At 40.1% G+C, this 26,695-nt stretch carries 19 protein-coding genes and 1 pseudogene; 13 read left to right on the top strand and 7 right to left on the bottom strand.

Going from position 1 to position 26,695, the window contains the following annotated elements:
* Positions 1-334: 334 nt before the first annotated feature.
* The 7 genes from ABFG93_RS13435 to ABFG93_RS13465 all read left to right on the top strand — a co-directional run bounded on the left by ABFG93_RS13435 (position 335) and on the right by ABFG93_RS13465 (position 7,487).
* Positions 335-1,621 carry an extracellular solute-binding protein gene (locus ABFG93_RS13435; RefSeq protein ID WP_347548530.1) on the top strand — a complete coding sequence of 429 codons (1,287 nt, stop codon included), beginning with the start codon at positions 335-337 and terminating at the stop codon, positions 1,619-1,621.
* A 68-nt stretch (positions 1,622-1,689) separates the two neighbouring features.
* Entirely contained in the window at positions 1,690-2,643 is a 954-nt protein-coding gene (locus ABFG93_RS13440; protein ID WP_347548531.1) for a carbohydrate ABC transporter permease, read from the top strand.
* Complete coding sequence (locus tag ABFG93_RS13445) at positions 2,644-3,471, top strand: carbohydrate ABC transporter permease (RefSeq protein ID WP_347548532.1); 828 nt, start codon at positions 2,644-2,646, stop codon at positions 3,469-3,471.
* A 37-nt stretch (positions 3,472-3,508) separates the two neighbouring features.
* Positions 3,509-4,159 carry a ThuA domain-containing protein gene (locus ABFG93_RS13450; RefSeq protein WP_347548533.1) on the top strand — a complete coding sequence of 217 codons (651 nt, stop codon included), beginning with the start codon at positions 3,509-3,511 and terminating at the stop codon, positions 4,157-4,159.
* Between the two features lie 31 nt (positions 4,160-4,190).
* On the top strand, positions 4,191-5,306 hold the full coding sequence (locus tag ABFG93_RS13455) for a Gfo/Idh/MocA family protein (RefSeq protein ID WP_347548534.1): 1,116 nt from the start codon (positions 4,191-4,193) through the stop codon (positions 5,304-5,306).
* A 31-nt stretch (positions 5,307-5,337) separates the two neighbouring features.
* Complete coding sequence (locus ABFG93_RS13460) at positions 5,338-6,306, top strand: sugar phosphate isomerase/epimerase family protein (protein ID WP_347548535.1); 969 nt, start codon at positions 5,338-5,340, stop codon at positions 6,304-6,306.
* Positions 6,303-7,487, top strand: a complete 1,185-nt coding sequence (locus ABFG93_RS13465) for a Gfo/Idh/MocA family protein (RefSeq protein ID WP_347552843.1) — start codon at positions 6,303-6,305, stop codon at positions 7,485-7,487. The genes ABFG93_RS13460 and ABFG93_RS13465 overlap by 4 nt, the downstream gene beginning before the upstream one ends.
* A 319-nt stretch (positions 7,488-7,806) precedes the next feature.
* Here the strand turns inward: ABFG93_RS13465 and ABFG93_RS13470 are convergent.
* Positions 7,807-9,569 (bottom strand): annotated as a pseudogene (locus ABFG93_RS13470) (sulfatase-like hydrolase/transferase).
* Positions 9,570-10,021: 452 nt separating this feature from the next.
* Here ABFG93_RS13470 and ABFG93_RS13475 point away from each other — a divergent pair.
* The 4 genes from ABFG93_RS13475 (at position 10,022) to ABFG93_RS13490 (ending at position 15,194) form a co-directional block, all read left to right on the top strand.
* Positions 10,022-11,077, top strand: a complete 1,056-nt coding sequence (locus ABFG93_RS13475) for a M14 family metallopeptidase (RefSeq protein WP_347548536.1) — start codon at positions 10,022-10,024, stop codon at positions 11,075-11,077.
* A 382-nt stretch (positions 11,078-11,459) separates the two neighbouring features.
* Positions 11,460-12,977 carry a spore germination protein gene (locus ABFG93_RS13480; protein ID WP_347548537.1) on the top strand — a complete coding sequence of 506 codons (1,518 nt, stop codon included), beginning with the start codon at positions 11,460-11,462 and terminating at the stop codon, positions 12,975-12,977.
* Complete coding sequence (locus ABFG93_RS13485) at positions 12,958-14,064, top strand: GerAB/ArcD/ProY family transporter (protein ID WP_347548538.1); 1,107 nt, start codon at positions 12,958-12,960, stop codon at positions 14,062-14,064. Before ABFG93_RS13480 ends, ABFG93_RS13485 begins: the two co-directional genes overlap by 20 nt.
* Positions 14,061-15,194: a Ger(x)C family spore germination protein gene (locus ABFG93_RS13490; protein WP_347548539.1), complete on the top strand. Its 1,134-nt coding sequence runs from the start codon at positions 14,061-14,063 to the stop codon at positions 15,192-15,194. Before ABFG93_RS13485 ends, ABFG93_RS13490 begins: the two co-directional genes overlap by 4 nt.
* Positions 15,195-15,719: 525 nt before the next feature.
* Here the strand turns inward: ABFG93_RS13490 and ABFG93_RS13495 are convergent.
* The 4 genes from ABFG93_RS13495 to ABFG93_RS13510 form a co-directional block, all read right to left on the bottom strand.
* Positions 15,720-17,447, bottom strand: coding sequence for an alkaline phosphatase D family protein (locus ABFG93_RS13495; protein ID WP_347552844.1), 1,728 nt, complete (start codon positions 17,445-17,447; stop codon positions 15,720-15,722).
* 401 nt (positions 17,448-17,848) lie between these two features.
* Positions 17,849-18,571, bottom strand: a complete 723-nt coding sequence (tatC, locus tag ABFG93_RS13500; protein ID WP_347548540.1) for a twin-arginine translocase subunit TatC — start codon at positions 18,569-18,571, stop codon at positions 17,849-17,851.
* A 76-nt stretch (positions 18,572-18,647) separates the two neighbouring features.
* A complete protein-coding gene (locus tag ABFG93_RS13505) occupies positions 18,648-18,857 on the bottom strand; it encodes a twin-arginine translocase TatA/TatE family subunit (protein WP_347548541.1) in 210 nt (69 codons plus the stop codon).
* Positions 18,858-19,136: 279 nt separating this feature from the next.
* Positions 19,137-20,789 (bottom strand): PhoX family protein, encoded by a 1,653-nt coding sequence (locus tag ABFG93_RS13510; protein WP_347548542.1) that lies wholly within the window; start codon positions 20,787-20,789, stop codon positions 19,137-19,139.
* A gap of 595 nt (positions 20,790-21,384) precedes the next feature.
* Between ABFG93_RS13510 and ABFG93_RS13515 the strand changes: the two genes are divergently transcribed.
* Positions 21,385-22,266 carry a phosphatidylinositol-specific phospholipase C/glycerophosphodiester phosphodiesterase family protein gene (locus ABFG93_RS13515; protein WP_347548543.1) on the top strand — a complete coding sequence of 294 codons (882 nt, stop codon included), beginning with the start codon at positions 21,385-21,387 and terminating at the stop codon, positions 22,264-22,266.
* Between the two features lie 924 nt (positions 22,267-23,190).
* Positions 23,191-23,967, top strand: a complete 777-nt coding sequence (locus ABFG93_RS13520) for a TerC family protein (RefSeq protein ID WP_347548544.1) — start codon at positions 23,191-23,193, stop codon at positions 23,965-23,967.
* A gap of 1,973 nt (positions 23,968-25,940) precedes the next feature.
* On the opposite strand, the gene ABFG93_RS13525 is transcribed toward ABFG93_RS13520, so the two are convergent.
* Together ABFG93_RS13525 and ABFG93_RS23115 are read right to left on the bottom strand one after the other, a co-directional pair.
* Positions 25,941-26,159: a DUF2922 domain-containing protein gene (locus ABFG93_RS13525; protein ID WP_347548545.1), complete on the bottom strand. Its 219-nt coding sequence runs from the start codon at positions 26,157-26,159 to the stop codon at positions 25,941-25,943.
* Positions 26,160-26,196: 37 nt separating this feature from the next.
* Positions 26,197-26,313 carry a hypothetical protein gene (locus tag ABFG93_RS23115; protein ID WP_431522092.1) on the bottom strand — a complete coding sequence of 39 codons (117 nt, stop codon included), beginning with the start codon at positions 26,311-26,313 and terminating at the stop codon, positions 26,197-26,199.
* Positions 26,314-26,695 lie beyond the last annotated feature (382 nt).

Consider the following 26,695-nt stretch of genomic DNA (forward strand, 5'->3'; position numbering starts at 1 on the left):
ACGGTTCTCATGATTCTTTCTTTAAATAACAAAGAAAAATAAATGATAGTAAGTCATTGTAGGTTACTATTTTCTCATGATAATAAGACTCAAAAACCAGGTGAGCTAACCAAGATATCTTGTTAGTTTACCTGGTTTTTTGTCTTGTGAAAGTAATTGAATCAGCAGAACTGTCCCGGTGATTCCGGTGATCCCCCAAAATTCGTCAGATTATTTTGCTAATATTATTGCAATTTAGATTTATTTAACTTACTATAATAAGTAGTTAGTTTGTCCAACGAATGAACTAAGTAAGTTAAAATGTAAGCGGTAACAAAATGGAGGAGGTTTTGAATTGAAGAAGAAAAACTTGATCTTGGTTCTGGTTATTATGCTTGTATTAATCACTGGTTGTGGGGCTCCTAATGCAAACCCTACTAGTTCCTCCACTGAAAATAACGGAGACAAGAAAGAACTCACAGTTTGGCATATTGAAACTGCAGTTGCTGAAGTTGCGTTAGATGAAGCGATTCAAAGATTTGAAGAGGAACATCCTGATGTAAAGGTCAACCTGGTTCGACAAGAAAATGATCCTTATAAAACCAAGCTAGCTGTAGCGATGGGGGGAGGTAATCCTCCGGACGTTTTTCATTCATGGGGTGGAGGTTGGCTTAAGAAATTTGTTGATGCTGGACAAGTTAAAGAGATCACCGGGGAGGTAGACCCAGACCATTATTTAGAAGCAGCACTTGCCCCGTCAATATACGATGAAAAAATATATGGTGTTCCATTATCAATTGCTTTCGTACCTGTTTGGTATAACAAAGAAATATTCGAAAAGTATGATTTAGAAGAGCCGGAAACGTACGAGGAATTGTTAGGTATTGTTGAAACGTTAACTGCAAATGACGTTATTCCTTTCGCTCTTGCGAACCAATCGAAGTGGCCGGGGTCATTTTATATGATGTACCTTGCGGAAAGAATTGGTGGCCCAGATTTATTCAATGAAGCATTTGAAAGATCAGGTAGAGGTTTTGATGATGAAGCCTATTTAGAGGCAGCCAAGAAAATCCAAGAACTGGTGAAAATGAACGCATTCCCAGAAGGGGTAAATGGTATGAATTATGATACTGGGCAATCCAGACAACTCCTTTACACGAACAAAGCAGCTATGGAAGTGATGGGAACCTGGACGATTGGAACAATTAGAGAGGAACTACCTGAGTTTGAAGAAAAATTGGGATTCTTCATGTTCCCATCCTTATCAGGCGGTGAAGGAACTCGAAAGCATCTGGTTGGAGGAGTTAGTCCTGTCTTCTCAGTGGCAGAAAAAAGTCCTAATCAGGAACTGGCAGTGGAATTAGTAAAAGAATTAACAAGTGTAGAAACGGCAGAAAAATTCGCTAACACAGATGGTTCAATTGCAGCAGTTAAAGGAGTTAAGTATGAAGACGATTATGTAAAGGGAATTAGTGACTTACTGGCTAAGTCAGAATATCTCCAACCATACTATGATCAAACATTACCCCCAGAACTTGCTGAAGTTCATTTAGATACGACTCAGGCACTCTTTAGTTTATCGATCACACCTGAAGAAGCCGTAGAGAAAGTTGAAGCCAAAGCAAAAGAGCTGTTGGAGTAAGTATTGAACTATCAGCTAGTGATGCATTTACTAGCTGGTAGTTTTAAATAAAATGAGGTGATGATTCTATGGAAGGAAAAACTGAAAAAGCCTATATTTCTAACACTCCGTTCCTCCGCGATAAAGTGAAGACACGTCGGCAAAAAAAGAATCGTGAGGCGCTTGTCATAGCAGGTTTTTTAGCGCCAGCTCTATTAGTTTATGGACTTTATGTTGTGTATTCAATCATCATGACGTTTTATTACAGTCTATTTGATTGGTCTGGTGTCGATAATATCTTTATTTTTATCGGCTTACAAAATTACATTGATCTTATGCATGATAGTGTTTTTTGGTTAACGCTCAAAAATAATTCATTGCTTGTTGTTTCTTCATTAGTAACTCAATTACCGCTGGGATTAATTATGGCGCTTCTCTTATTTAGTCCGATTAAAGGGATGAGGTTCTTTAGGTCTGTTTATTTCATGCCATTTCTAATGTCTACTGTAGCAATAGGGATTTTATTTACCTTTATCTACGATGGAAGCTATGGAATTGTCAATCAGTTTCTTGGTTTGATTGGTTTGGAATCATTTCAACAAGCGTGGTTAGGAAATGAATCAACTGCAATTTGGGCAATTATCGTTACGATCTGCTGGCAGTTTGCTCCTTTTTATATGATCCTCTTTCGTGCAGCAATCGTGGGGATTCCAGAAGATTTATATGAAGCGGCGGATATTGATGGAGCGAGAAAATGGGATCGATTTAAAAATATTACGTTACCGTTATTAATGCCTACTATCGTTACTTCTTCGATTTTATCCATAATTGGTTCGCTTAAATATTTCGATTTGATTTATGTCATGACAAATGGTGGTCCTAATAATTCTACCGAATTAATGGCGACTTACATGTATTCCGAAACATTCACGAATTTCAATATGGGTTATGGAAGTAGCGTTTCGTTTTCAATGTTTATTATCGCTTTTCTCATCACACTAGTCATTTTTCTGCTAGATAATAGAAGGAAAGGGGCAATTTAGATGGCCTTACTAAAGAAAATCAGAAGTATGCCATTGTATCTGCTCGCCATCATCATTTTAGTCTTTACTGGGTTTCCCTTTCTCATTATGGTGAATTCTTCTTTTAAAAATCAATATGAATTCATGACTAAGCCGTGGTCACTGCCAGATGTATTTACATTAGAAAATTATTCGCTGATTTTTTCTTCTCAATTCTTTCATTACTTTTTGAACAGCTTAATTGTCTCGGGGATATCTGTCGTGATCGTCATTGTCCTTTCAGCAATGGCGAGTTATCCTCTTGCACGATTGAAGTTCAAATTTAATAAACCAATTTTCATTTTATTTCTGGTTGGGATGATGATTCCGATTCATACCACGTTAATTCCTATTTATTTATTAACGATTAGTCTTGGACTTTACGATACGATCTGGGCACTAATTGGTCCTTACGTGGCATTTGCATTACCGATTTCAGTTGTAATATTTACAATGTTTCTAAAGGACCTACCGAAAGAGTTGGAAGAATCTGCGAAGATTGACGGGTGTGGACACTTCAGACTTTTCTGGAAGATATTATTCCCGTTACTCACACCAGCCGTGTCGACAGTTGCGATATATAACTTTATCCATATGTGGAATGAATTTGTTTTTGCACTCGTGTTGACTAGCTCTGGAGAAAATGCAACCTTACCTCTCGGATTGAGAGAATTTTATGGTGAGTTTTCTGTTAATATTCCGGGGATTATGGCGGCCTTGACCATGGCGAGTCTCCCTCTTCTGCTAGTCTACCTGGTTGCACAAGAAAAGATCGTAAAAGGGGTCGCAGCGGGATCTGTTAAGGGATAGGAGAATTTAAAAAATCGAACTAATGGAGATGATTCAGATGAAAAAAGCATTGATCTTCCAGGGAGGCTGGGAAGGGCATGAACCAGAACAAGTGGCAGATATTCTTGGAGGCGTACTAAAAGAAGAAGAGTTTGAAGTGAACATAACAAACACGCTTTCGACGCTAGAGGAAGAAGACTTATCACATTATGACTTGATTGTTCCGAACTGGACTCAGGATCAAATCTCACGCGAACAGCTTGACCCCTTGATGAAGGTGGTGGAAAACGGAACAGGTTTAGCGGGGCTGCATGGAGGGATGGGTGATTCATTCCGTATGGAGACAGATTATCAGTTCATGGTTGGTGGGCAGTGGGTAGCTCATCCTGGAAATGATGGCGTAACGTATCAAGTTCGAATTTTGGATTCAAGTCATCCTTTAACAGAAGGGCTAGAAGATTTCACTGTTGTCTCGGAGCAATATTATATGCACGTTGATCCAGCAGTTAACGTGCATGCTGTCACTCGTTTCCCCATTGCAGATGGTCCATATAAAGAAAATGGCGAGGTGGATATGCCTGTTGTCTGGTCGAAAAAGTGGGGGAAAGGGAATGTCTATTACTGTTCTTTAGGGCACGTTGCAGAAATTGTCAGAATGCCAGAAGTCATTGAGTTAATGAGAAAAGGGATGAAGTGGGCTGCGAGATAGCAGGTGAAAATTAAACAGGGAGGTTTTATAGGTGCGTAAAATAAAAGCTGGACTAGTTGGTTGTGGAAACATTAGCGATATTTATTTTAAGAATGCTGAAAAGTTCGATGTGTTTGATATTGTTGCGTGTTCAGATCTTGATCTCGACCGGGCAAGAAAGAAAGCAGAGATGTATGGTATTTCTAAACCCTGTACGACTGATGAGCTACTCCGTGGCCCTGATATTGACCTCGTCATTAATTTAACGATTCCAGCTGTCCACTCAGAAATTGCACATGCAGCATTAACAGCAGGTAAGCATGTGTATGGTGAAAAACCTCTTGCCGTAACAAGAGATGAGGCCCAATCGATCCTGGCTTTAGCCAAAAAAAATAATCTATTAGTTGGAAATTCACCAGATACTTTCCTGGGGGGAGGAATTCAGACTGCTAGAAAATTGATAGATGACGGGGAGATTGGGAGGCCAGTTGCTGCCACTGCGTTTATGATGAATCATGGTCATGAAAACTGGCATCCAGATCCGGGATTTTATTATCAAAAAGGTGGGGGTCCAATGTTTGATATGGGACCCTACTATATCACTGCTCTCGTTTCTCTAATGGGACCTGTAAAACGGGTAACCGGTTCAACGAATATTACATTTTCTGAAAGAACGATTTCAAGCGAACCGAAAAAAGGTGAGAAGATCCAGGTGAATACGCCGACTCAAATTAACGGGGTGCTTGATTTCGAATGCGGGGCAGTTGCTTCTATTATCACAAGCTTTGATACCTGGCATCACAACATGCCATTCATAGAAATTTATGGAACAAACGGGAGTATATCAGTCCCTGACCCAAATACGTTTGGAGGTCCTGTTCGTATCCGGAAACAGGATGATAAAGAATGGAGAGAAGTTCCTTTAACACATGGTTTTATTGAAAATAGTAGAGGAATCGGAATTGCAGATATGGCCCATGCGATTCTAACCAACAAAGCACCAAGAGCAAGTGGAGAGCTGGCAAGCCATGTTCTCGATATTATGCATGGGTTTCACGATGCTTCTGATCGGAATGAGCATTACCATCTCATCACATCATGTGAGCAGCCAGCAGCATTACCAGAGGGGATTTCAGAGCAACTGTTTGATGAACTGATGCATTTCTAATTAAAGTTTTTCGGAATAGGAGGAGAGAGTGTTGAAATTAGGAGTGTTTTCTATTTTGTTTAGTGATCGTTCAATTGAAGAAGCGGTGGAGCGGATCGCTGAAAGTGGGTTGGAAGCAATTGAAATTGGCACTGGCGGTTTTCTTGGTGACGTCCATTGCCAGCCTGAGCTGTTGTTAAATAATGAAAAGTTGTTTCAGCAATTCAAACATGGTATTGAGAAGCATGGTCTTGAAATTTCAGCATTAAGCTGTCACGGGAACCCTCTTCATCCAAATCAAGCGATATCCAGTAAGCACCATGAGCAGTTCGAACAAACGGTTAAACTCGCTTCAAAGCTCGGCGTTAAAAATGTTGTGACGTTCTCTGGGTGTCCTGGGGAGTCCGAATATTCCCTTAATCCCTCATGGGTTACTTGTCCCTGGCCAAAGGATTTTGCGGATGTTCTAGAGTGGCAGTGGGAGAATCGGGTTATTCCATATTGGAAAGAACAAAGTCAATTTCTAAGAAAGCATGATGTGAGAGTTGCGATTGAACCACATCCAGGTTTTGTAGTTTATAACAATGAAACAGCTCTTCGCCTAAGAAGAGAGTGTGGTGACAATATCGGTGTAAACTTTGATCCAAGTCATCTTTTTTGGCAGCAGATGGACCCGATTGCAAGCATTAAAGAAATCGCCAAACATAATGCCCTTTATCATTTTCATGCGAAAGATACTGCATTCGACGCAGAAAATATGGCGAAGAACGGTGTATTAGATACAAAACCATACAGCGACGAATTGAATCGTTCTTGGATTTTCAGAACGCTTGGATACGGAAATGGTGAAGAGATATGGAAGAAGATCATCAGTACGCTGCAATTAGTTGGATACGACGGTGCGATCAGTATAGAACATGAAGATAGTTTGATGTCTGCAGAAGAAGGATTCGATAAAGCAGTCTCTCTCTTAAAATCAATCGTAATAAAAGAGAAGGTTGGTGAAATGTGGTGGGCATAGAGAAGAAGGAAATTCGAATTGGAATGATAGGTTATCAGTTTATGGGGAAAGCTCATAGTCATGCCTATCGAGATGTTCCATTTTTCTTTGATACGAAAGCAAAACCAGTTCTTAAGGCGATAGCTGGAAGAAATGAAGAAGCGTTAAAGGAAGCGGCTGAAAAGATGGGGTGGGAATCCTATGAAACAGATTGGAAGAAGTTGATAGAACGAGATGATATTGATGTGATCGACATCGTTACGCCAAATGATTCACATGCTGAAATCGCCATCGCTGCAGCTGAAGCAGGTAAGCATATTATTATTGAAAAGCCCCTTGCACTTAATGTGGAAGAGGCGAAGCGTATGTATGATGCGGTCAAGAGAAACAATGTCATTCATATGGTCTGTTATACTTACCGCTTTGTTCCTGCCGTACAATACGTTAAACAGCTAATCGATGGAGGACGTTTAGGTCGAATCTATCATTTTCGAGCTAACTATTTGCAAGATTTCATTATGGATCCGAACTTCCCCCTTATCTGGCGCTTAAAGAAAGAAATTGCTGGATCTGGCTCTCTTGGAGATATTGGTGCCCATAGCATTGATCTTGCCCGCTATTTATTGGGTGAATTAGAAGAAGTGAGCGCAATGACTGAAACTTTCATTAAAGAACGGCCGGTTGGAGAGATGACCGGTGGATTAAGAGCGAGGACGAGCAGTAATGAAATGGGAAAGGTTACGGTCGATGATGCAGTTGCCTTTTTGGCAAGGTTCAAGAGCGGTGCAATCGGAACGTTTGAAGCAACAAGATTTGCGGGAGGAAATAGGAATAAAAACAAATTTGAAATCAACGGAGAAAAAGGGTCTGTTCGTTGGGATATGGAGAACATGAATAACTTGGATGTATACTTCGCTGACGATGAAGAAGGAATGCAGGGATTTCGTACGATTAACTGCACGGAAGAGCTCCATCCATATGCTGGTGCATACTGGTCAGCTGGACACATTATCGGTTATGAACATACCTTTATTCACCTTATCTATGAGTTCATAAATGGCGTCGTAGAGAACAGGAATCCTGTGCCGAATTTTGAAGATGGGTTAAAAAACCAGGCCGTTTTAGCTGCAATTGAAAAATCCGCAGAAGACAAATCGTGGGAACATATTCCTTCCTATTTGCCTGAGAGTCTAATGAACTAACAATGAGATATTCGGAATCACGGGAACGAGTCTGCTGATCCACTTTCCCTCAAAGGATCAGGAAATCTATTGTTTAAATACATTGAGCTATTATTTAAGCGGTGTTTGCTACCATCTCGCTTCAAGGCCCATATTTAAACCAGAGAGTGCTACTTAATCAAACGTTTGATTAAGTAGCACTCTCTGTCAGACTTGGTCCATTTTTAACTGATGGGACGTCTTCTTTATTGGTAACCAACGGGTCGGTTCTTGTGATTCGTTCTCATACAAACCAATTCATTGACAGGGTGTTATCAAATACCTTTTCCCCGTAATAATTTTAAAACTCACAAGGTGGCATACCGGGGACTTCGCCGCTGCTTGGTGATAGTCTCTTTTTGCGACATTGTTCCTTGAGAGCTACGCTTAAGCGTTTTTGAACCTTAAGAGTTTCAGGTGTTTGGTATGCCGGATTCGCTAAGTTCTTTTCTTTTAGAGGATCATTAGATAGGTTATATAACTCGAATTCATCAGGAACAGGGGTTGTTTTCGTCGTTGTCACACAGTGGGAATATTGTAGATCTGAATTCGGCGGAACCGGTGTGTCTTCATGGAGGACAACATCCTCAACGCCTGGATTACTCCAGAATTGTGGATTATCATAATAGCGAGAAAACTTCCAAAGCTCATGTTTCTCACCTTTCCCAGTTGGAAGGGTAGTGATAATGGCTTCGATATGATTCGGTTGTACGACGGAGTCATAGGGCTGTCCTGTAACGCTTACCTGGTTTAACCCTCTTGTTACATCATCATCGGTCATAAAATAAAGGGGTTCATTTGCTCTTGTGAACCTCTTTTTCCCTTTTAACAGAGGGGTGAGATTTCGACCGACAAGAGGGTGGACTTCAGTATGATCATCGCTTAGTTTTTCTTGAGCTTTATCAGGATTAATACCAGCTAACCCTAACATCGTTGGGAGGACGTCTACATGACTCGTTAGCATCGTTGTGCTTTGTCTCCCTGAAAAGAGTGCAGGACTGTGAATGATCAATGGTACATGAATCGATTCCTCATACGTGTTGTACCATTTTTGGTAGAGTTGACCATGAGCACCCAATAATTCGCCATGATCAGAAAGGAAGATCACAAAAAGCTTGAGTTCTTCAATGCTTCAAACACTTTGAACATTTCATTATCAGCCTGCTTCTGCAGAGAATAATACAATTGACGATAGAAGGGGGTGTCGATTAACGGTTGTAATGCTTTCGGATATGTCCGGCGATAGCTTTTCTGTGCAGTTGGCTTTGTACTTAGCGATTCTCCTGAAGTCGGTGCAGGCGGAATGTATGGAACGGAAGGATCGACCTTGAAATCGAATAGGGGACTCTGTTGTGCGTACACACCAAATAAGGCAATATCATGTGGATTAATGAAGGAGCTCATAATCATCTATGGGGAGTTATCAGTCGCTTTTTCCTTTTCGAGCGACTCAATTAATTCAACGACTTCAGCAGCATATATAACATCCCTGCCACTAATCCCCACCGCAGCTGATGAACCAGAATTTCGAGGATTTGAACCATGAGGCTCTGGTCCCACCCATCCAGAAAACCCAAAATCATTTAATCGACTCGCCTGAAGTTAGTGTTCTACATTCTGCTTATCGGGTACTCCAGTAGACGTGTAACTCGGTAATGAATTGTTCGTTCCAGGAATGAGGATATCCTCCTCAGAAGCATGCCACTTCCCTTTCCAGTACGTCTGGTAACCAGCAGTCCGTAAATAGTCTCCCATCGTTGGAACCGTATTGCGATCAAGCCAGAAGATATCAGGGTCAAAGGGTGTCTTCGCTGCCCCGCTCGTTTGCGTAACCCCGTGAAGCGAAGGATATTGCCCAGTATAAAGCGTTGTTCTACTCGGAGAACACGCGGTGCTCCCTGCGTAATGCTTCCTAAACTCAAAGCCATTTTCCTTTAGTAACTCCTGTGTGATCAAGTTCTTTTTACGCCATTCCCTCAGCTCTTTATTATCATAAACAGAAGGATATCTTTCCTGATCAACCATAAGAATAAGAAAGTTAGGCTTCGAGCGCTTCTTCCCCATATACCATTACCTCCTAGAGTGAAAAAAGTAAAACAAACCGAAATAGAATCCTTTCCTATCCTTCAACTCTTTCCCATCATATATATTCGCCTACTATTCGGTTCATCACGACTTACAAATTGGAATAGACCTAGCATCAAAATAAGAAACGGGTTACTAATCGTGAAGTGGTTTTATGAATTTGACAATGAAATGTAAGAGACCGAATTACCCAGAACCGTGCTGCTGAATCTCTCCTATGTAAATTATACTAGTTTGGAAAAAATCATAGGGCAAACGATTGGTTTTGAAAGTCATTAAAAGGGGTGGAGACCAAGAAACAGAACTACTCACTATATGAAGTAATTAAAAACTGAGGAGGAATGTGGTGAGTAGAAAGAATAAATGGTGTTATTATGCAGCACACCAAAAGAATAAAACGGTAGAAAATATATTTTTCTAGGAGGATAAATGTGAAGAAAAAGATTCTAACGGTAGCAGTAGCCGGAACGTTATTAACGTCGGGATCATTTCTAACAGGGAATGGAACCGTTCTAGCTGGAGAAAATGGACCTAATGGGCCGAATTACGGCGGAAATGAAACGATTAAAAACGAACGCCTTCATTCCTATGAAGAAATGGTGAGCTTCTTAGAAAAAGTCGATAAGCGCTCTGAAGCATTAGAACTGGTGGTCTACGGCCAATCGGTAAAAGGCAGGGACCTATACTTAGCTAAGTTTGGCAGTATGGATGAAGACAATCCGACCATTTTATTCTTGACCCAGCAACACGGAAATGAAACCTTAACTACCGAAGGCGCTCTGGAACTTATTAAATACCTATCTTCAAATGGAGAAAATGTACAAGAAATTCTTAACAATGTGAATGTGCTCATAGCTCCACGATTAAATGTTGATGGTGCAGAAGGAGATGTCAACTTTTCATTAGAAGACTACGTATCGGGAACTCATACAAGATATAATGCAAATGAGGTAGACCTTAACCGTGATCACGTAGACCGGGAACAGCCAGAAACGAGGGCTTTACACCAGGAGGTACTTCAAAAATATCAACCTGATTATATGATAGACCTCCATCATCAAGGAACCCAAACGACATTAGGCGACACGGGAGAACTCGTATCTGGTTCTATTCTTTATCCAACAAATGAAGATGTTGCCCGGGAGGTTCGAGAACAATCTAAGAAACTGGGTGCTGTTGTTTATAATGCCGTAGAATCCAAGGGGTATGGGCTCCTTTCTAAGTATCCGGGAGGCAGTGCGCCAACAATTAGCAGAAACGGATTAGCAATGGAGTATGGAATTGCTACTCTCCTTTTAGAAATGCGCGGAATGGCTGATCACTATCGTGAAGATTACGTCTTAGGTCAGAAGAGCAATGGTTACTTAATTCAACAGGCAGTTACAGCTATGAAAGCAAGCTTGAATGCACTAGCTGATAATTCTATCGAGTCAGTTGACACCTCTTTCTGGGATACCTTACCAGAAAGTAATTATGAAGGAGAATAAGCAATCACGATGAATCATTGGGAGACCATAGGACTAGTGAAAAGTCTAGGCCGAACCGTCCCCCGTACTCCTATCCCTTTCAATAATGTAAATATAGAGAAGAAAAGTGTCCCACATGCACTTCTCTTCTTCATAGCATTTTGTAACTTTAATAGGATATTTATATTGTAGTATTAGTTGAGAGAGTCACTACTTTTTGGTAGTGGCTCTCTCTTTTTTTGTTGGCTGAACGTTGGTTGAACGCAACTCTATTAAATACGATTCGAAAATCCATAAAGATGAGGAACAAGGATAAGTTTTTTCATGTTGTTGACTGTTTTATAGGGATTAATCTCTTCTTTTTAGGCCACACTGGATGCTAAGTATTAAGTGGGGTGAAAATATGAATCTTACTCGTTTTTTTAAACGAAAGAAGACCTATAAAACTATAAAGAATTCAGGCCTGGACAGCTCCCAAAAAATCTCCACTTCGATTCAGGAAAATGTGAGCTATATCAAAGATATAATCAATCACTCTGATGATTTAAAGCAAAAAGAATTAAAAAATAAAATGGTATTATTATATTTTTTTACATTGGCAGATCAAGAGAAGGTCACGAAGAAAATCATTTATCCCCTTTCGAAAACGGAGGACATTCTGACCAGAATTCAATCGAATGGTGATCCTGCCGAAGATTTACATCTGGCGATTCAAGCCCTTTTAAAAGGGTATGCGGTCATTTTAATCGAAGGGCAAAGGAAATGTTACCTTTTCCATGTTGTGAAGACCTTTAATCGTTCGATCGATGAGCCTGATAATGAAAAAGTTGTTAGAGGGTCTCACGATGGATTTGTCGAGGATCTCTTTGTGAATGTCAATTTGATTCGAAAGCGAATTGAAACCATCGATTTAACCGTTCGATTTATCAGGGTAGGGAAGCGTACGAACACGAACGTAGGCATTGTTTATATGACTAGTCTTGCAGATCCAAAGGTTGTTCAGAAAGTGGAAGAACGTATCAAATCGATAGATTCAGATAATGTTTTTAGCCCCGGGTATATGGAAGAGTTTATCGAAGATACTCCATCCTCTCCATTCCCACAGATGCTGGCTACGGAGCGTCCGGATCGCGTAATCGCTAATTTACTGGAGGGAAGAGTGGCGGTCATAGTTGAAGGGAGCCCCACAACCCTAATTCTCCCCATTACGTTCTTTGCCTTTTATCAAACTCCTGATGATTATAATGGGAGGTGGCTTGCAGGTAGTTATTTGAGGCTCATTCGATTGATGAGTTTTGTCATTGCGATCGCTTTGCCCGGTTTTTATATTGGCGTTATTGGTTTTCACTTTGAAGTGATTCCAGATGATTTGGTTCTCCCCATTAAGGCATCCATTGTTGACATTGCCTTCCCACCAATTGTTGAAGCATTAGCAATGGTAATCACCATTGAATTAATTCGTGAGGCGGGGATACGACTTCCAAGCCCTGTCGGGCAGACGATTGGTATAGTAGGGGGCTTAATCATCGGTGATGCCGTGGTCCGCGCTGGTCTAATTTCAAATGTCATGATCGTCATTATTGCAGTGACTGCCATTGCTTCTTTTGTCGTCCCATCGAATGAAATGAGTACCACTGTCCGGATACTTACTTACCCGATATTAATTTCTGCGAGCTTATTTGGTTTTATTGGCATTGTATTTACGTTAATGATTATCTTAATTCATTTATGCAAACTGGAGTCATTTGGGAGCCCGTATTTTGCCCCTTTAGCTCCCTTAAGGTGGAAGGAAATTAAAGATGCAATGATCCGAGTACCGGTTTGGAAAATGAATGAAAGACCATCGGACACGCAAGTTGAGGAGATTCAAAGGCAAGGAAAAACGAGAGGGTGGAAAAAAGATGGAAAAAATCGGAGGTGAAATTACGCAACAACAGCTTTTTTTCCTTATTATTCAAACTCAGATCGGAATTGGGGTCTTAAGTCTTGCTTTTAATGTCTTTACTGCTGCCAAACAGGATGCCTGGATCGCCATGTTAATCGCCGGACTCATGGTACAATTCTCCATTATGATCATTTGGTTGCTTTGCCAGAGATTTCCGTCCTCCATGCTTTACAGTATGGTACCTCAAATTTCAGGAAAGTGGATCGGAAATCTTTTAAATTGCGGATATTTAGTCTATTTCACGATGACTGCTGCGCTGGTATTGACTCTGCACAGCCAAATCATTTCTAATTGGGTCCTCCCTGAGACCCCTTCTTGGATTATATCGTTATTGATGACAGGCACAGGCATCTACATCTGTATGGGGAATTTGAAGGTTCTCGGTCGCTTTTTTTCCTTCGTCTCGCTATTTCTGGTGGTTCTTTTCCTCCTCATGACCTATGGGTTAAAGGATGCTAATTTCCTTTATCTGTTGCCAGTTGGAGAAGCTGGAATGGTTGATCTTTTAAAGGGGGCTAAGGAAGCGGTGATCTCACAATTAGGATTCGAGATGTTATTGGTTGTCTTTCCCTTTGTAATCGGCAAGAGCTCAAAGACGCTGAAAACGGCATCATGGGCAAATTTGGTCGTCGTCTTATTTTACACGTATACCATCTTTGTAACGCTCTCTTATTTTAGCCCCGAGGAACTCAAGTTTGTTCCACAACCAGTCATTTATATGTTGAAAGCATTTGAATTCAGTGTATTGTCTCGCGTTGATTTGGTGTTTTTATCTATATGGGTCGTATCAGTAACCACTTCCTTTATGATTTATTTGTACATGGCTTCAAAAGGAATCGCTTATTTCTTTAAATCGAGTAGTCATTGGAAATATGTCCCTTGGATAGGAGGACTAGCGTTTAGCATAACGCTTTTCCTCAATGGTGATGAGCAATTGGTTTCTCGTTTTAGCACGTACGTTTCACAATTAGGCATTCTTTTTGTACTGATTATCCCTATTTTACTACTTCTTTCTTCTTACCTCTTCCACAAAAAAGAAGCCATGGGAGGGATGTCCAAATGATGAACAACTTGTTTAAAAGAGGCCTATTAGTGGCAGGTTGTCTACTCATCACAACAGGCTGTTGGGATCAACGCTTATTTAAAGATGCCCAGTTGGTTCTTAGTGTTGGGATGGACACAACAGAAAATGGCCAAATCAATACAACGACTTCTGTTCCCTATATCGAGAAAGGGGAACAAGGTCCAGGGAAGGAAAGTATCCAAATTGTGTCTGCGGTCGCTAATACTCCAAGAGAAACACGAACCAAGATCGATCAAAAAATTCCTAACCGTATAGACCCGTCAAAAATGAAGGTTCTTGTCTTAGGGAGTACGCTGGCCGAACAAAAAATATATCCAGTCTTAGACGTGTTTTATAGGGAGCCCAAAAGTAATTTGAATGCGATGTTAGCGGTTGCGGAAGGTTCTGCGGAAGGAATAATCTCCATGAAGGCAAAAGATGTCCCTAGAGTTAGTGAGTATATAAGTGGCCTGTTAGAAGGGGCTGAAGACTCATCGATTATTCCCGAGCAAAATATTCAATTGGTTTGCGCTGAAATTTTTGATCCTGGCCAGGATTTCTTATTACCGCTATTAGATATCAACGAGGAGGAAGCTCTTATTTATCTAAAAGGGGTGGCCATTTTTAATGATCAAGTATACACAGGCGAATCCCTGACCCCGGATGAAGGAACGCTTTACCAGTTGATGAGTGGTAAAAAAGGTGAGATGGCTCGAATGACCAAGCAAATTAGTGAAGATCGTGAGCCAAAAATTCTAAACTATATCACTGTTGATGTGATCGATGTGAATAGTCAGATAAACATTGAGGTTAGTGAGGATCAAGCAATCACAGTAAACCTAGACACCAATTTAGAAGTCAGAGCAGTAGAATACCCGAAAGACCAATTAAGTAGCAACAAGGAAATTAAGAAATTGAATGAAGCACTTACGAAAAGCCTTACAGAACAGGCGAATGAGATTATCAAAAAGTTGCAGGAAGCAAATAGTGATCCTCTCGGAATTGGCAGAAGAATGATTGCATTTCATCATGACACTTGGAAAACGATGGATTGGAAAGACATATACCCAACGATTACTTTTAATCCAAAGGTAAAGGTGAAAGTCATTCAACATGGCATTATTGAATAAGTAAAGGAAGATGATTCTATAGATGAAAAGGAAAAAATCATTCAAATTTATATGGATGTATTGGCCGGAAAAAGAAAGCGATTTACCAATGATTTCTTTAGAGGAGAAGAATGAAAGCGTTACTTAGCAACGATAACTCGTTATTTAATTGAAAAAAAGCTTTCTATCACACCAGCTAATATCCCGAAAGAGGTAAGAGCAAGCACCTTATGGAATTATCGCTTACGATCCCCTGTGAAATTGTATAATTGGAAGCAAAAACCAAATGAAAGAAAGGGATTAATCGCTCGATCCATACGACACAAGCCCAAGCTTCTCCTATTTGGAGAAGCTAATTGATTATGGGAATTTAGAAGGTAATATTGAACTAAAACGTGAGAAAATAGATAGTTTTCACTGGTCTCGAACCGTCCCGATGATTTAATCACATTCAAGGTCATCCTTAAACCCAAGAAAGATTAAAAATAGCGACGAAATGAATTCGTCGCTAAAAATCTGGAATAGTTGATAAGATCCATATTTAGATCAGGGGGTTAAGGTTCCTCTTTTATTCATTTGTTTTTCATGGGCTTCTTCTTGTGCTTTGATACGATCGCCTTCGACTTCGTTTGATTTATGAATTTTGGTCTTTAACGGGTTATCTTTTTTAAGATTTAGTCCTGGGCTTTGATCCCTAATTTCAAACGTTGCTCTTGTCTCTATTGGAGCTCCAGGCTGACTGACAAACGGTACTACTCGATAATCCGCTGTCCATTTTTCAGGAGTGACAGTACAACGTACATAGCCTCGATAATCATTGAAAAATTTTATGTGAGGATTTTCTGCTAATATCGCATCAGTGTCTTTCCGCTTTTCTGCCCCGTCACCACCTGAAGTAATAGAAGTTCCAACGAACTCTGATCCCAAAATTTCTGAGCTTGGGTCGTTATAATCTTTTTTAATGTCACCCGCCCAGTTAGCGTGAACGTCTCCGGTCAGGACAACTAAATTTTCCACTTTCTCTTTGATCAAATGGTCTAAAATACGATCACGATTGGCGGCATAACCATCCCATGCATCCATGTTGTACTTAATGCCTTCCCCGGTATCAAAGTCGAGTTGGTTAAAGAAAATTTGTTGTGCTAGCACGTTCCATTTCGCTTCTGAACGACTAAGTCCCTCTAACAACCACTGTTCTTGTGCTTGTCCAAGCAAGGTGCGATTTGGGTCCATCGATTCTGCACTTGGCGGCTTAATGCCGTCTCCATTAGCTTGATCATCACGATATTGGCGGGTATCAAGCACATGAAAATCAATCAAATTTCCATATGAGAATCTGCGATAGAGGTTCATGTCAATTCCATGTGGAATGGAAGCCCTTCTTAAGGGCATGTGTTCATAATAGGCCTGGTATGCATTGGCGCGCCGTTTCAAAAACTCTTCGACAGACTGACCCTTCTCAGGAATTTCATCTGCATAGTTATTTTCTACTTCATGATCATCCCATGTTACGATCCAAGGGAAAGCAGCATGAGCGGCCTGCAGATCTTTATCACTTTTATATTGAGCCAGTCGGTTACGATAGTCTTCAAGAGTAATGATTTCGGGGCCGCTATGTGTTCTAACGTTTCCTGTTTTTGCAATGTATTCGTTTGGTCCATATTCATATATATAATCACCAAGGTGGATGACTAAATCAAGGTTTTCCTCTGCCATATGCTTGTATGCGGTATAGTAACCATGCTCGAATTGCTGGCAGGAGGCGAAGGCAAACGTAAGGTTAGCAAGTTGTTCACCGGGAGGAGGTAGCGTTTTTGTTTTTCCAAGAGGACTAACCTCTTTTCCGGCTATGAATCGGAAATAATACTGTCGATTTGGCTGAAGATTTGTTACTTCGACATGGACAGAATGACCGAGTTCAGGACGGGCAATCTCTGTTCCGGAATCAACAAGTTTATGAAACTTCTCATCTTTAGAGATTTCCCACTGTACAGGAATGTTGTGATAAGGCATTCCTCCACCATTCAACGGTTCAGGGGCTAGCCTTGTCCAAAGGACCACACTATCAGCAAGTGGATCTCCAGATGTAACTCCAAGTGTAAAAGGGTAGTTTGTAAACTGAGGAGCCGCTTCCACTTTAAGACCGTTAAAGTTATTGGCCAGTGTCATGCCTAATGCAATTCCAGCTACCTTGCTCGATTGTGATAAAAAATTCCTTCTGTTCATTGGTCGTCTTAATAATCGCTCAGATTCCGATTTGAACATGTCATCCATTTCTTGAAACGGTTTTTTTCTCAATTAAATGCTCCTTTCAATAGTGTGATTCATCGAACAACTCTAATATAAAAAAACAATATAAAAGAAGAATGAAGCTCTAGTTAAAGGTAATTGAAGATTTAAAGAATCATGTTAACAAAGCCTAATACTTTTGTAGGGGTGAATTTTGAATATTTTCCTTTTAACCGGAAAAGTCTTACTATAAATTAGATATCTACCTTAAAATTGGAATTTATCTGGCTGATTAGTCCGGCTATGTATAAAATTCGTTCTTTACAAACTGTAAAGTCCGGGTTAACAAAAGCAATAAAAATATAAAGGAGATAAAGAAACAAATGAAACCGGTCAGTTCCCTTTTGTTTCTTTTAGGGATTAGAATTAAAATTATTAAGAAAAGACTAAGTGGCCACCGCGACCTTTTGTTTTCTTTTATAAACCACTTTTGATAACAGAACACTGCACTCATATAAAAACAACAACGGAATAATGACGAGGATATCCGAAATGAAGTCAGGTGGGGTGATGAGAACCGCCGTTACAATTAAGGCGAAATAAGCATATTTTCTAATTTTTTGTAACCGGTAAGGGTTTAACACACCAAGACTCGTTAAAAACATAATAATGACAGGAAGTTCAAATAAAATACCGAACGGAAGGGTCATATGAAGCATAAACTTAAAGTATTTTTCAGTCGTGAAGAAGGTTGTAAACATGCCTTCAGATAAAGAGATAAGGAATTGAAATACGATTGGAAAGATCACAAAATAACCAAATGATATTCCGACAACAAATAAAATAAATAGGGCTGGAATGTAAGCTAACGTTACATGTTGCTCTTTCTCTTTTAATGCCGGTCGAACGAATAACCAGAGTTGATGGGCAGCGATCGGAATCGTCCCTGCAATAGCTATAATACTTGCTAACATCAGGTAAACCCATAAGATGTCACTTGGCCCTAAGACGGCTAGTTTCATTGGTAAGTCTTTAATTAACCAGTAATAGATGTCTTGTACAAAAATAAAAGTTAGTGTTAACAGGAGTAGGAATGATCCCATTGAAATCATGAGTCTTTTCCGTAATTCTCCTAAATGTTCAACAAGCTCAATATTTTTATCTTCCATTTACATCACCTCATTAAGAAGACAGAAGATGTAAGTAAGAAAAAAACTAAATCTTCTGTCTTCTGGTTAAACCTAACTAGAGTGTTTTTTCATCCTTTTGTGTTGAACTTTCTTTGTTGGACTCTTTGGAATTTTCATCCGAAACCAATTCACGTGTTGATTTTTTGAACTCTCTCAACGTAGAACCAAATGCTCGGCCAATTTCTGGTAACTTCGATGGCCCAAAGATAATTAACGCGATGACAAGGACAATGATTAAACCTGGAATCCCTATGTTTTGTAGCAAGAAACGGCACCTCCTTCTATTTTAGATCCTGAGGACCCTGGAATTGTAATAATTAAACAGTTTATAATCAGGCGGATGCCCACAAAGATGACATTTATTTTTTCCATTTGCTTTATCCTCGTTAGAAATAGGAAGAACATGTGGAAGATAAATCAGCTTTAAACCTTTCTTAACATGTTTTGTACAAACAATAACCATGTGATTATGTCTCCCGTACTTGATAAACTTTCTTGATTTCTATCAAGTTTTGTTTCGAGCACTTATATCGTTTTTAGCAAATTATTTTTTGAAGTGGCCACCTTGTACCGCGACAAGAGAAGACCGACCAAAGTCATATCCAGGATATTGATTCCATGTGTCTGGATGTTGGACATCCAAGAACAATGTCTTTTCATCCGGTGTTAACCAGGGACCCGTCACTTCACTTCCCTGAGGGCCCGATGCAAACTGGAACGGTGTCCCGTAGTTCTTTCCGTCTGTTGGTATCATAAAAACTCCGCAGTTTTTATAAGCAGCATAAACATTATCTTCTGTAGCACCAAAGTCTTCCACTACCCATAAGTTGCCCTTGCTATCAAAATGAAGATTATCAGGGCATGTAATCCCGCTTTCACCTCCGCCGGCAACGAACACCTGAAATGTAAACTTTTCACTTCCGTGGTCCCCTTCAGCTGGTTCAAAACGAATGATTTGTCCATAAAAATTTCCATGATTGGAATTGTTGGTTAATGATAAAAATACGCTACCGTCAATCGGATGGATCTCTACGTCTTCCGGACGATCTAGTGGGGTGGCACCAACTGCACGAGCAGCTTCACGGGCATACGTTAACACATCAGCTTGTCCAGAGAAGAATTTTTCACCGCTAGCTTCATAGTTTTGCAGTTTTTCATTCGATTCATAGTCCAGTGCGATCCATTCTTGGTTCCCGAGATTCGCAACATATAACGTTCCGCTTTCTAGCAGATTAAAATTCATTTCACGGTTCGTCGGATTGTATTTCTTATCACTTATGAATTTAAAGAAAAACTCGTCGCGCTTATCGTCACCCATATAAATAACAACTCTGCCGTCTTTCGTTGTTCCCATCGCTGCGTTCTCGTGAGCAAAGCGGCCCAGTGCCGTATGTTTGCATACTGGTCGATCAAGATTAAATGGGTCTACCTCAACGATCCATCCATAATGCTCGTCCGTGAAGTTCGGCCATCCGTAATCGTCGCCGTAGAACGTGTTTTCTTCACATGATAGTGCCGTGTTCCAAAGCGTCAGCCCACCGCTGCAGTTTCCAAGTGTTCCTTCAACTGTTGTTGCCCCTTTCACAGCTTTACTTCCTGAGGCAGGTCCAGTTAGCTTAATCGAAGTTGTACCGTCTACACGGCGGTTAAATTTGTCGTCCTTTACAAGCTTCCATTCACCGCTTTCTTTTTTAACATGAATGACAGAGCCACCAACAGCTTCTTTTTCCATTTTTAAAAGCTGAGGATAGCTGCCAAGCTTCGATTTTTCAAAATTATCCGGGTTGATCCCAAGCATTTTCATATAATTTTCTGGCTCTGGAAATTCATGATTGACCCAGATCAAACCCTCTTCTGAGTTATTTCCGCCTTCTAAGCTATCGATAGGGAAGTACACAGTAAGGTCAGCGGCATCCCCAAATTTTTCACCTTTAGAGTTAATCACATTTCCATAGGATGCAACGATGTTATAGCTATATCCTTTGGCAAGGACTAGATCGTTTTCCCACGTACGATCTATAGGTATAAAAGGTGCTGTTAGAGATTTCCCTTTTCCTTTTCCTTTTGGATCTCCATCCATCAAATGGTTAGCTGTCATGGCATTTGCTTGATTTGTTAAGGTGTTCAGGCCTGAGGAAGCAGCGACCAATGCAGCAGTACTGCTTCCCATATACGTTAAAAATTGACGCCTTTTCATTGTTTTTCTCTCCCACCTTTAATTTTGGACTAATCATTCTTTAAAAAACTTAAAAAGCTATATCTGTTTTCGTCTATCAACCCAACCGAAGTTGATACTTTTAGTTTAAAGGATCATTTTTAACCTTATTTTAAGAGAATGTTAAGAGTGATCTATTGATCAAAACCAAGTCTTTAGATGCACGACTTTTCTATATTTTCCCATTTTTATATAAAAGTAGGTCGATGCAACATCAAGGCAAATCATTGGATTCATTTGTTATTCCATCTCTTTTTTTTCTATTTCCTTTAGCCACAAGTCCCTTATTCAATCCAATAGTGTCATAGCTTGGCTTGTTATACGAGATAACCTGATTTATCTGTGAAAATTACCGCTAAGATAATGGAAATGAAGAATTTGATTAGGCATTGCCTGTATGTATTGGTTGGAAAAAGAAACGGTCAGACGGCAGTTATCCCATCGTGAACGCACCTACGATGTTTAGGTTGTAAATAGGATATAAAGGTTTGATTAATTATCAGTAACTAATATTGAGATTGATAATTCCTTCTTTAGTATGGAAGGAGAACAACACCTTTAGGAGGCATGAGAGACTATGAAAAGTTGGTTATTGAAGTCGATCTTTGTTTTTTCAGCATTATTATTTCCATTCACGACTGTATCTGCGGCTGTTTCCGACTCACCCGATGAAACATCATCTGTACAACCACTATCAAAAGCACACGCGCATAATGATTATTGGCATGACCGTCCTCTATTAGATGCCTTGGAGAATGGCTTTACCAGTGTAGAAGCAGATGTCTGGCTTCAAGATGGAGATCTTTTTGTCGCTCATGATCGAGAGGAGATCGAATCTGGTCGTACGTTGAAATCTCTTTATTTGAACCCCTTAGCGGAAATCACCAAGAATAACAAAGGACCAGTCTTTGCAGAATATGATCAAGATTTTCTCCTGTGGATTGATATTAAGTCGGAGGATGAAGCTACATACCGTGAATTGCATGAACAGCTTCGCAACTATCAAAATATGCTTACAAAATTTGTACCATCTGGTGTAAAACGTGGATCCGTAACAGTGATCGTTTCTGGAAACCGTCCACGTGACTTAATGGAAAGTCAAACTGTCCGTTATGCCACCTATGATGGACGCATGAGTGATCTAGGTTCTGATGCTTCAAATGAGTTTATTTCTGTAATTAGTGACAATTGGAATAACCACTTTTCTTGGAATGGAGAAGGGGAGATGCCAAAAGCTGAACAGGAGAAGCTGCACAGGATTGTTTCTACTGCACATGAAAATGGACGGATCGTTCGATTCTGGGCTACACCGGACAGTCGGTCTGAAGAGAGAAAAGCAGTTTGGCAGGAACTGTTAAATGCTGGTGTCGACTTAATAAACAGTGATGATCTTTCAGGCTTGCAGAAATTCCTTAAGAAAAATGACGAAAATCCGACTGAACCTCACCTCAATTGGTAAAACGGTAGCTAATATACCACCTTTCTGTTTCAATTAAAGTTCTCGTATAAAAGAGCAACTTCATTAGAGGTAAGAAGCTTTAAAATCCTAATCAATAGGCTTTTATTCAATATAGGGTCACTTTTTTAAAATAACGAAAGCCCAGTATCCCTTGATTTAGTAAGGGGATTGGGCTTTTTAAATGCTTTGTGTCTGCCGTTTCATGATGGTAATGACTTGATTGATGGAAGAGAAAGTTGTGGCGCATTTGACTGAAGCGATTCAAGGGGAAACCAAAAATAAACAATAAAAGTTGTATATTTTGACTACTTTGTAAATCTTTTTATTACATAAGCTCGAGCTGGCATTTCTGATTTAATCTCTACTAAGTGCTTGTATGTCAGTTGGTGGTTACTTACTTACTGTTAGTCTCTGCTTTAGGTACTTTTTTACACGACAATAATCACTTCAGGATAGTAACAATGTTAACTAATTTATTCGGTTATTTATTACTATTAGTAGGAATAGTCTATGCTTTAGCAAATGTTTTTTTAGACGAAAAATTTTGTTAATTGCGGTACTAGCTGCAGCTGTTGAAGTTTATAATAGAAGGTATGTTAAAAGCCAACAAAAAGTTACAAAGAAGGTAAGTAATAAAAGAACATGAGTGATTGTTTAAAAGTGCGGGCAAGTCTTAGAAAAAGATTTCAGTTTAACTACGTATACAATCTTTTTTTGCATGAAAAACTACAGCACCCTCACCATAAACAATGTGGGAAATCTAATTCTCCATATGATGGTGTTAGCTTTTCAATATAAAGGAAGAGAAATGACTATCAAAATCGCTAAGAATACTTTATAGGATTACCTACGGCTTAATGGGAAATTCTAATGTTAGTGAAACTTTTTAAATTCCATTTTAGTTTCAGAAAGGGGAGAAAGTGGATGGAGTCACTATGGCTAGAGTATGCTTGGGCATTGTTAATTCTAATCGGATTAGAAGGATTGTTATCAGCTGATAACGCTCTTGTACTAGCAGTTATCGCCAAACATTTACCCGAAGATGAGAAAAGAAAAGCTATAAATTACGGAATCATTATGGCCTTTGTTTTTCGATTTGGAGCTCTTTTTGCCATTTCGTTTATCGCAAACGTCTGGCAGATCCAGGCGATAGGAGCAGCATATCTTCTTTACTTAGGGTTAAAGCATGTTATTCAGGCGCGTCTCGGGAAAAAGAATGAGAATATTCATAAGGACGAGGAAAAGGAAGCTGCAGGAAAAGGCTTCTGGCCGACAGTAGGGAAGATTGCGCTGGCTGACCTCGCCTTTGCAATTGATTCGATACTCGCTGCAGTTGCGATTGCCCTTGGTCTTCCAGAATCACCTCTCGGCGATTTCGGCGGTATGGACGGCGGGCAGTTTATTGTCGTTCTTCTCGGCGGTATTGCGGGCCTTATCTTGATTAAGTTTGCAGCCACCTGGTTTGTGCAACTTCTTACAAAACGTCCTGCTTTGGAAACCACAGCATATGCCATTGTTGCTTGGGTCGGTGTCAAACTTGCTGTCATTACTCTTGCCCATGAGGATATTGCGGTCATAGATCATGATTTCCCCCACAGTCCAGCTTGGACTTTGATATTCTATGGCGTCTTAGTCGGTATTGCCCTAATCGGCTGGTTTGCACCGGCAAAAAAGCCATCTCAGATTTCAGATAAATCCTAAACGGGAATAGATTCATCTAATCTTCCTCTCTCAGCAGTAGAAATCGTTTAGCGTTTTATATAATGAAACTGTACCAAATTAATTTAACAAGTACTTTTCCTTCAACTAAAGGTGGATGGTTCGTACAATAAAAAATAGAAGTGAAATATTGATTCTTATATATTAAGATCTTCCACGTTAAGAAATTCTTTCAGAGATTTGCCAATAGCAATAGAAGTAACTTATACAAACAGCACTCCCCGACTTTAAAGTATCGGGGAGTGTATTATTTATATTTAATCAAGGGGGAAGGAGCTCAGGGAAGCTTCTTGATTCACAGATTAACATAAGCTTTATGAAATCCGGATATTATGGGAGGAATTTGACAAATGAGATGTGATGAAAGCGCATCTTCTATCGAATTACAATTTATGATTGTAGCCGATGAGTCTTGTCTTAGTTGAGGGGATTTTTTGTTTTTTCAACGCTTCTGAAGGGATGGTACATTTTCCAATGAGCTCTTTATATTTAAAATGAGTTCAGCTGAAAGAACTTATGAATGGAAGTGATGATGGACCGAGCCAAAAAGTAACGCCTCGGGTACTCAAGACATAAAAATAGTGGTATTATCCCCGCTTTCGGTCAGTCCGTAGGTTCCTGGCTATTTCTTCACGAGGAGTCGATGACGGGTTGAAGAGAATCATGACAGAAGGAAAGCAGCCTTGAGATTTGCTCTTTTATTGGTTATTTTTCCTTTTGCCTTCCGAAGCGCAAACCTTCGCAAGCTGTCTAAGGTTCGAAAAGGGTAGGACACCCGAACCTTCCCTTTTATCACCTAAGACAGCGCTCAGACGTTCAATGGGCGCAAAAACTTTTTTCCTACGAGCGCTTCACAACTTAAAAATCTTCCTCCACTTATCCCTTGTCCCCCTGAAGATGCTTGCTTTTCGTTCTCCATGTCAAAAGGGAAAAAAATCTCCCTTTTTGGGGGACACACTGACTTCTTCAGTCAAAAGGAAAAACACAACTTAGGCGCTTAGTATGATTATGTTAGTAGCTATAGTTAGTTGATCTTACGTAGTTTCTGTAACATTCATCAAACCCATTTATTTCTAATTTGTTATTGCTACACTATGTTTATAAGTCTACTAGCATTAAAGAAGGAGCAACTATGATTATAAAAGGTAGTATACTCATATCTCTAGGTCCGTTTATTTTGTTAACCTTACTAGATTGATTATTTGTCCAATTTCTCTCATTATAAAATTCAAAATCTGACTCGACTTCACAACCCCTTTTATTTATTAATTCTATCTCTTACCCTTCCTTTTCCACTTTTCACAATCAAATTGAGTGAAGTCTATGGTGTCTTACTTTTCGTTCTGGCACTTTTGTGAGATAAATCATTCTTACCTTTTTAAGAAGTCTACCAGTAGACTTTCTTATTCAGCTCTTGATTAACCGCTCTCAAAACCACTGAAGGCACTAGATGAGATAGGAAACATTGGACAGAGAATGACTACCTTTACAGTGCTGACAATAACGCATCAGCACTGTAAAAGTAGCCGTCCACTTTACTGAAGTATACGGAGACCGTCTTAGGGGTCCACCGTATCACCCGATTTGAACGCTTGAATTCCTTCAACAGCTCGCTTTCTACACATCAAACCAGTCCAATGTGCGTCGTCTGCGTGCTGCTACCGGTACCGTAGTACGCCTGGTTACCTTGCCGAACCGTTAGGGCCGTTCTCGCCATAGCTTCTCACCACAGAAACCGGGAACTGCGTTTAGCCTGAGAACGCTGAATTTTCTGCATCGGCTTCAGCTCACCTGGCAAGTTTAGTTTTGAAACGTGTGGTAGGCCTTCCACGTTCTGAACATCGGCTAAATAAGGCATTAAGAAAGACACCTCTTGCATCGTTATTTTTCAACAGATGAAGAAGCCGGTGCTCGATATGAAGTTAGCAGTGCCATGTGCCCTTCCTCAAAATCGTTTAGCCAATCACAATGTCACTTTCATTACGCTCGATAATACGAGCGCCTTTCTTCGCGACAACATTACCACCACTTGTTGAAAAGCAATTCTGTGCGATCACAGCATTCATCGCAGCAGAAACCGCTACCGGGTTAACAGGTTCAATCGGATCACTCAGCGTGATAGAGAACGGTTTGTTGAACTCGGTGTTGAATTGAAGCTCAAGAGTTTTAGCCATTAAGGATTACCTCCTTTCTAGTAGAATAGGTTTTCAATTACGCTTGAAGATCAGATGAATCATTGCGTTCAACTGCGAACAGTGTGTGCTGCTGAAGTGGTGCTAATGCCTGTGCAACTGTGAAAATCGAATCTGTTATTGCGGATGGCTTGATGTTGTTGAAGTTCTTGTTGCGGAAGAGTGTCTTACCGTAGAACCATACGAAGCTGGGTTTCCATTAGGGATGCTGTTGCCATGTGAATCACCTCCTTTCATCCTATATATCGATTTGAAAGTGGGAAAAGGGGCATTGCGGTGAAAATTTTTTAGGTGGTTTTAAAATCACGAGAACCGTCCGAGACTGGTGAAAAAGTCCACCTTTTTTACAACGAAAAATGATAAAAAAAACGAGCCTCTAGAATCGCTTCTAAGCCTCGTTTGCTATACGGCGAGACATTTTAGTCCCCCTTAAAAAGCTTATTTTTTGAAAGTGACTACTTTTTCACTGGTCTCGAACCGTCCCAAAAGATCTATATAACAAAATAATCATAGTTGTG

The organism is Pseudalkalibacillus hwajinpoensis, assembly GCF_039851965.1.
In the GTDB taxonomy this organism is placed as follows: Bacteria; Bacillota; Bacilli; order Bacillales; family Guptibacillaceae; genus Guptibacillus; species Guptibacillus hwajinpoensis_E.

What these genes read in the sequence shown, in the direction of transcription:
- ABFG93_RS13450 (WP_347548533.1), top strand. Translation starts at nt 3,509, where the DNA reads ATGAAAAAAGCATTGATCTTCCAGGGAGGCTGGGAAGGGCATGAACCA.
- ABFG93_RS13520 (WP_347548544.1), top strand. Translation starts at nt 23,191, where the DNA reads ATGGAGTCACTATGGCTAGAGTATGCTTGGGCATTGTTAATTCTAATC.
- ABFG93_RS13525 (WP_347548545.1), bottom strand. Translation starts at nt 26,159, where the DNA reads ATGGCTAAAACTCTTGAGCTTCAATTCAACACCGAGTTCAACAAACCG.
- tatC (WP_347548540.1), bottom strand. Translation starts at nt 18,571, where the DNA reads ATGGAAGATAAAAATATTGAGCTTGTTGAACATTTAGGAGAATTACGG.
- ABFG93_RS13485 (WP_347548538.1), top strand. Translation starts at nt 12,958, where the DNA reads ATGGAAAAAATCGGAGGTGAAATTACGCAACAACAGCTTTTTTTCCTT.
- ABFG93_RS13510 (WP_347548542.1), bottom strand. Translation starts at nt 20,789, where the DNA reads ATGAAAAGGCGTCAATTTTTAACGTATATGGGAAGCAGTACTGCTGCA.
- ABFG93_RS13515 (WP_347548543.1), top strand. Translation starts at nt 21,385, where the DNA reads ATGAAAAGTTGGTTATTGAAGTCGATCTTTGTTTTTTCAGCATTATTA.
- ABFG93_RS13445 (WP_347548532.1), top strand. Translation starts at nt 2,644, where the DNA reads ATGGCCTTACTAAAGAAAATCAGAAGTATGCCATTGTATCTGCTCGCC.
- ABFG93_RS13490 (WP_347548539.1), top strand. Translation starts at nt 14,061, where the DNA reads ATGATGAACAACTTGTTTAAAAGAGGCCTATTAGTGGCAGGTTGTCTA.
- ABFG93_RS13440 (WP_347548531.1), top strand. Translation starts at nt 1,690, where the DNA reads ATGGAAGGAAAAACTGAAAAAGCCTATATTTCTAACACTCCGTTCCTC.
- ABFG93_RS13495 (WP_347552844.1), bottom strand. Translation starts at nt 17,447, where the DNA reads ATGGATGACATGTTCAAATCGGAATCTGAGCGATTATTAAGACGACCA.
- ABFG93_RS13480 (WP_347548537.1), top strand. Translation starts at nt 11,460, where the DNA reads ATGAATCTTACTCGTTTTTTTAAACGAAAGAAGACCTATAAAACTATA.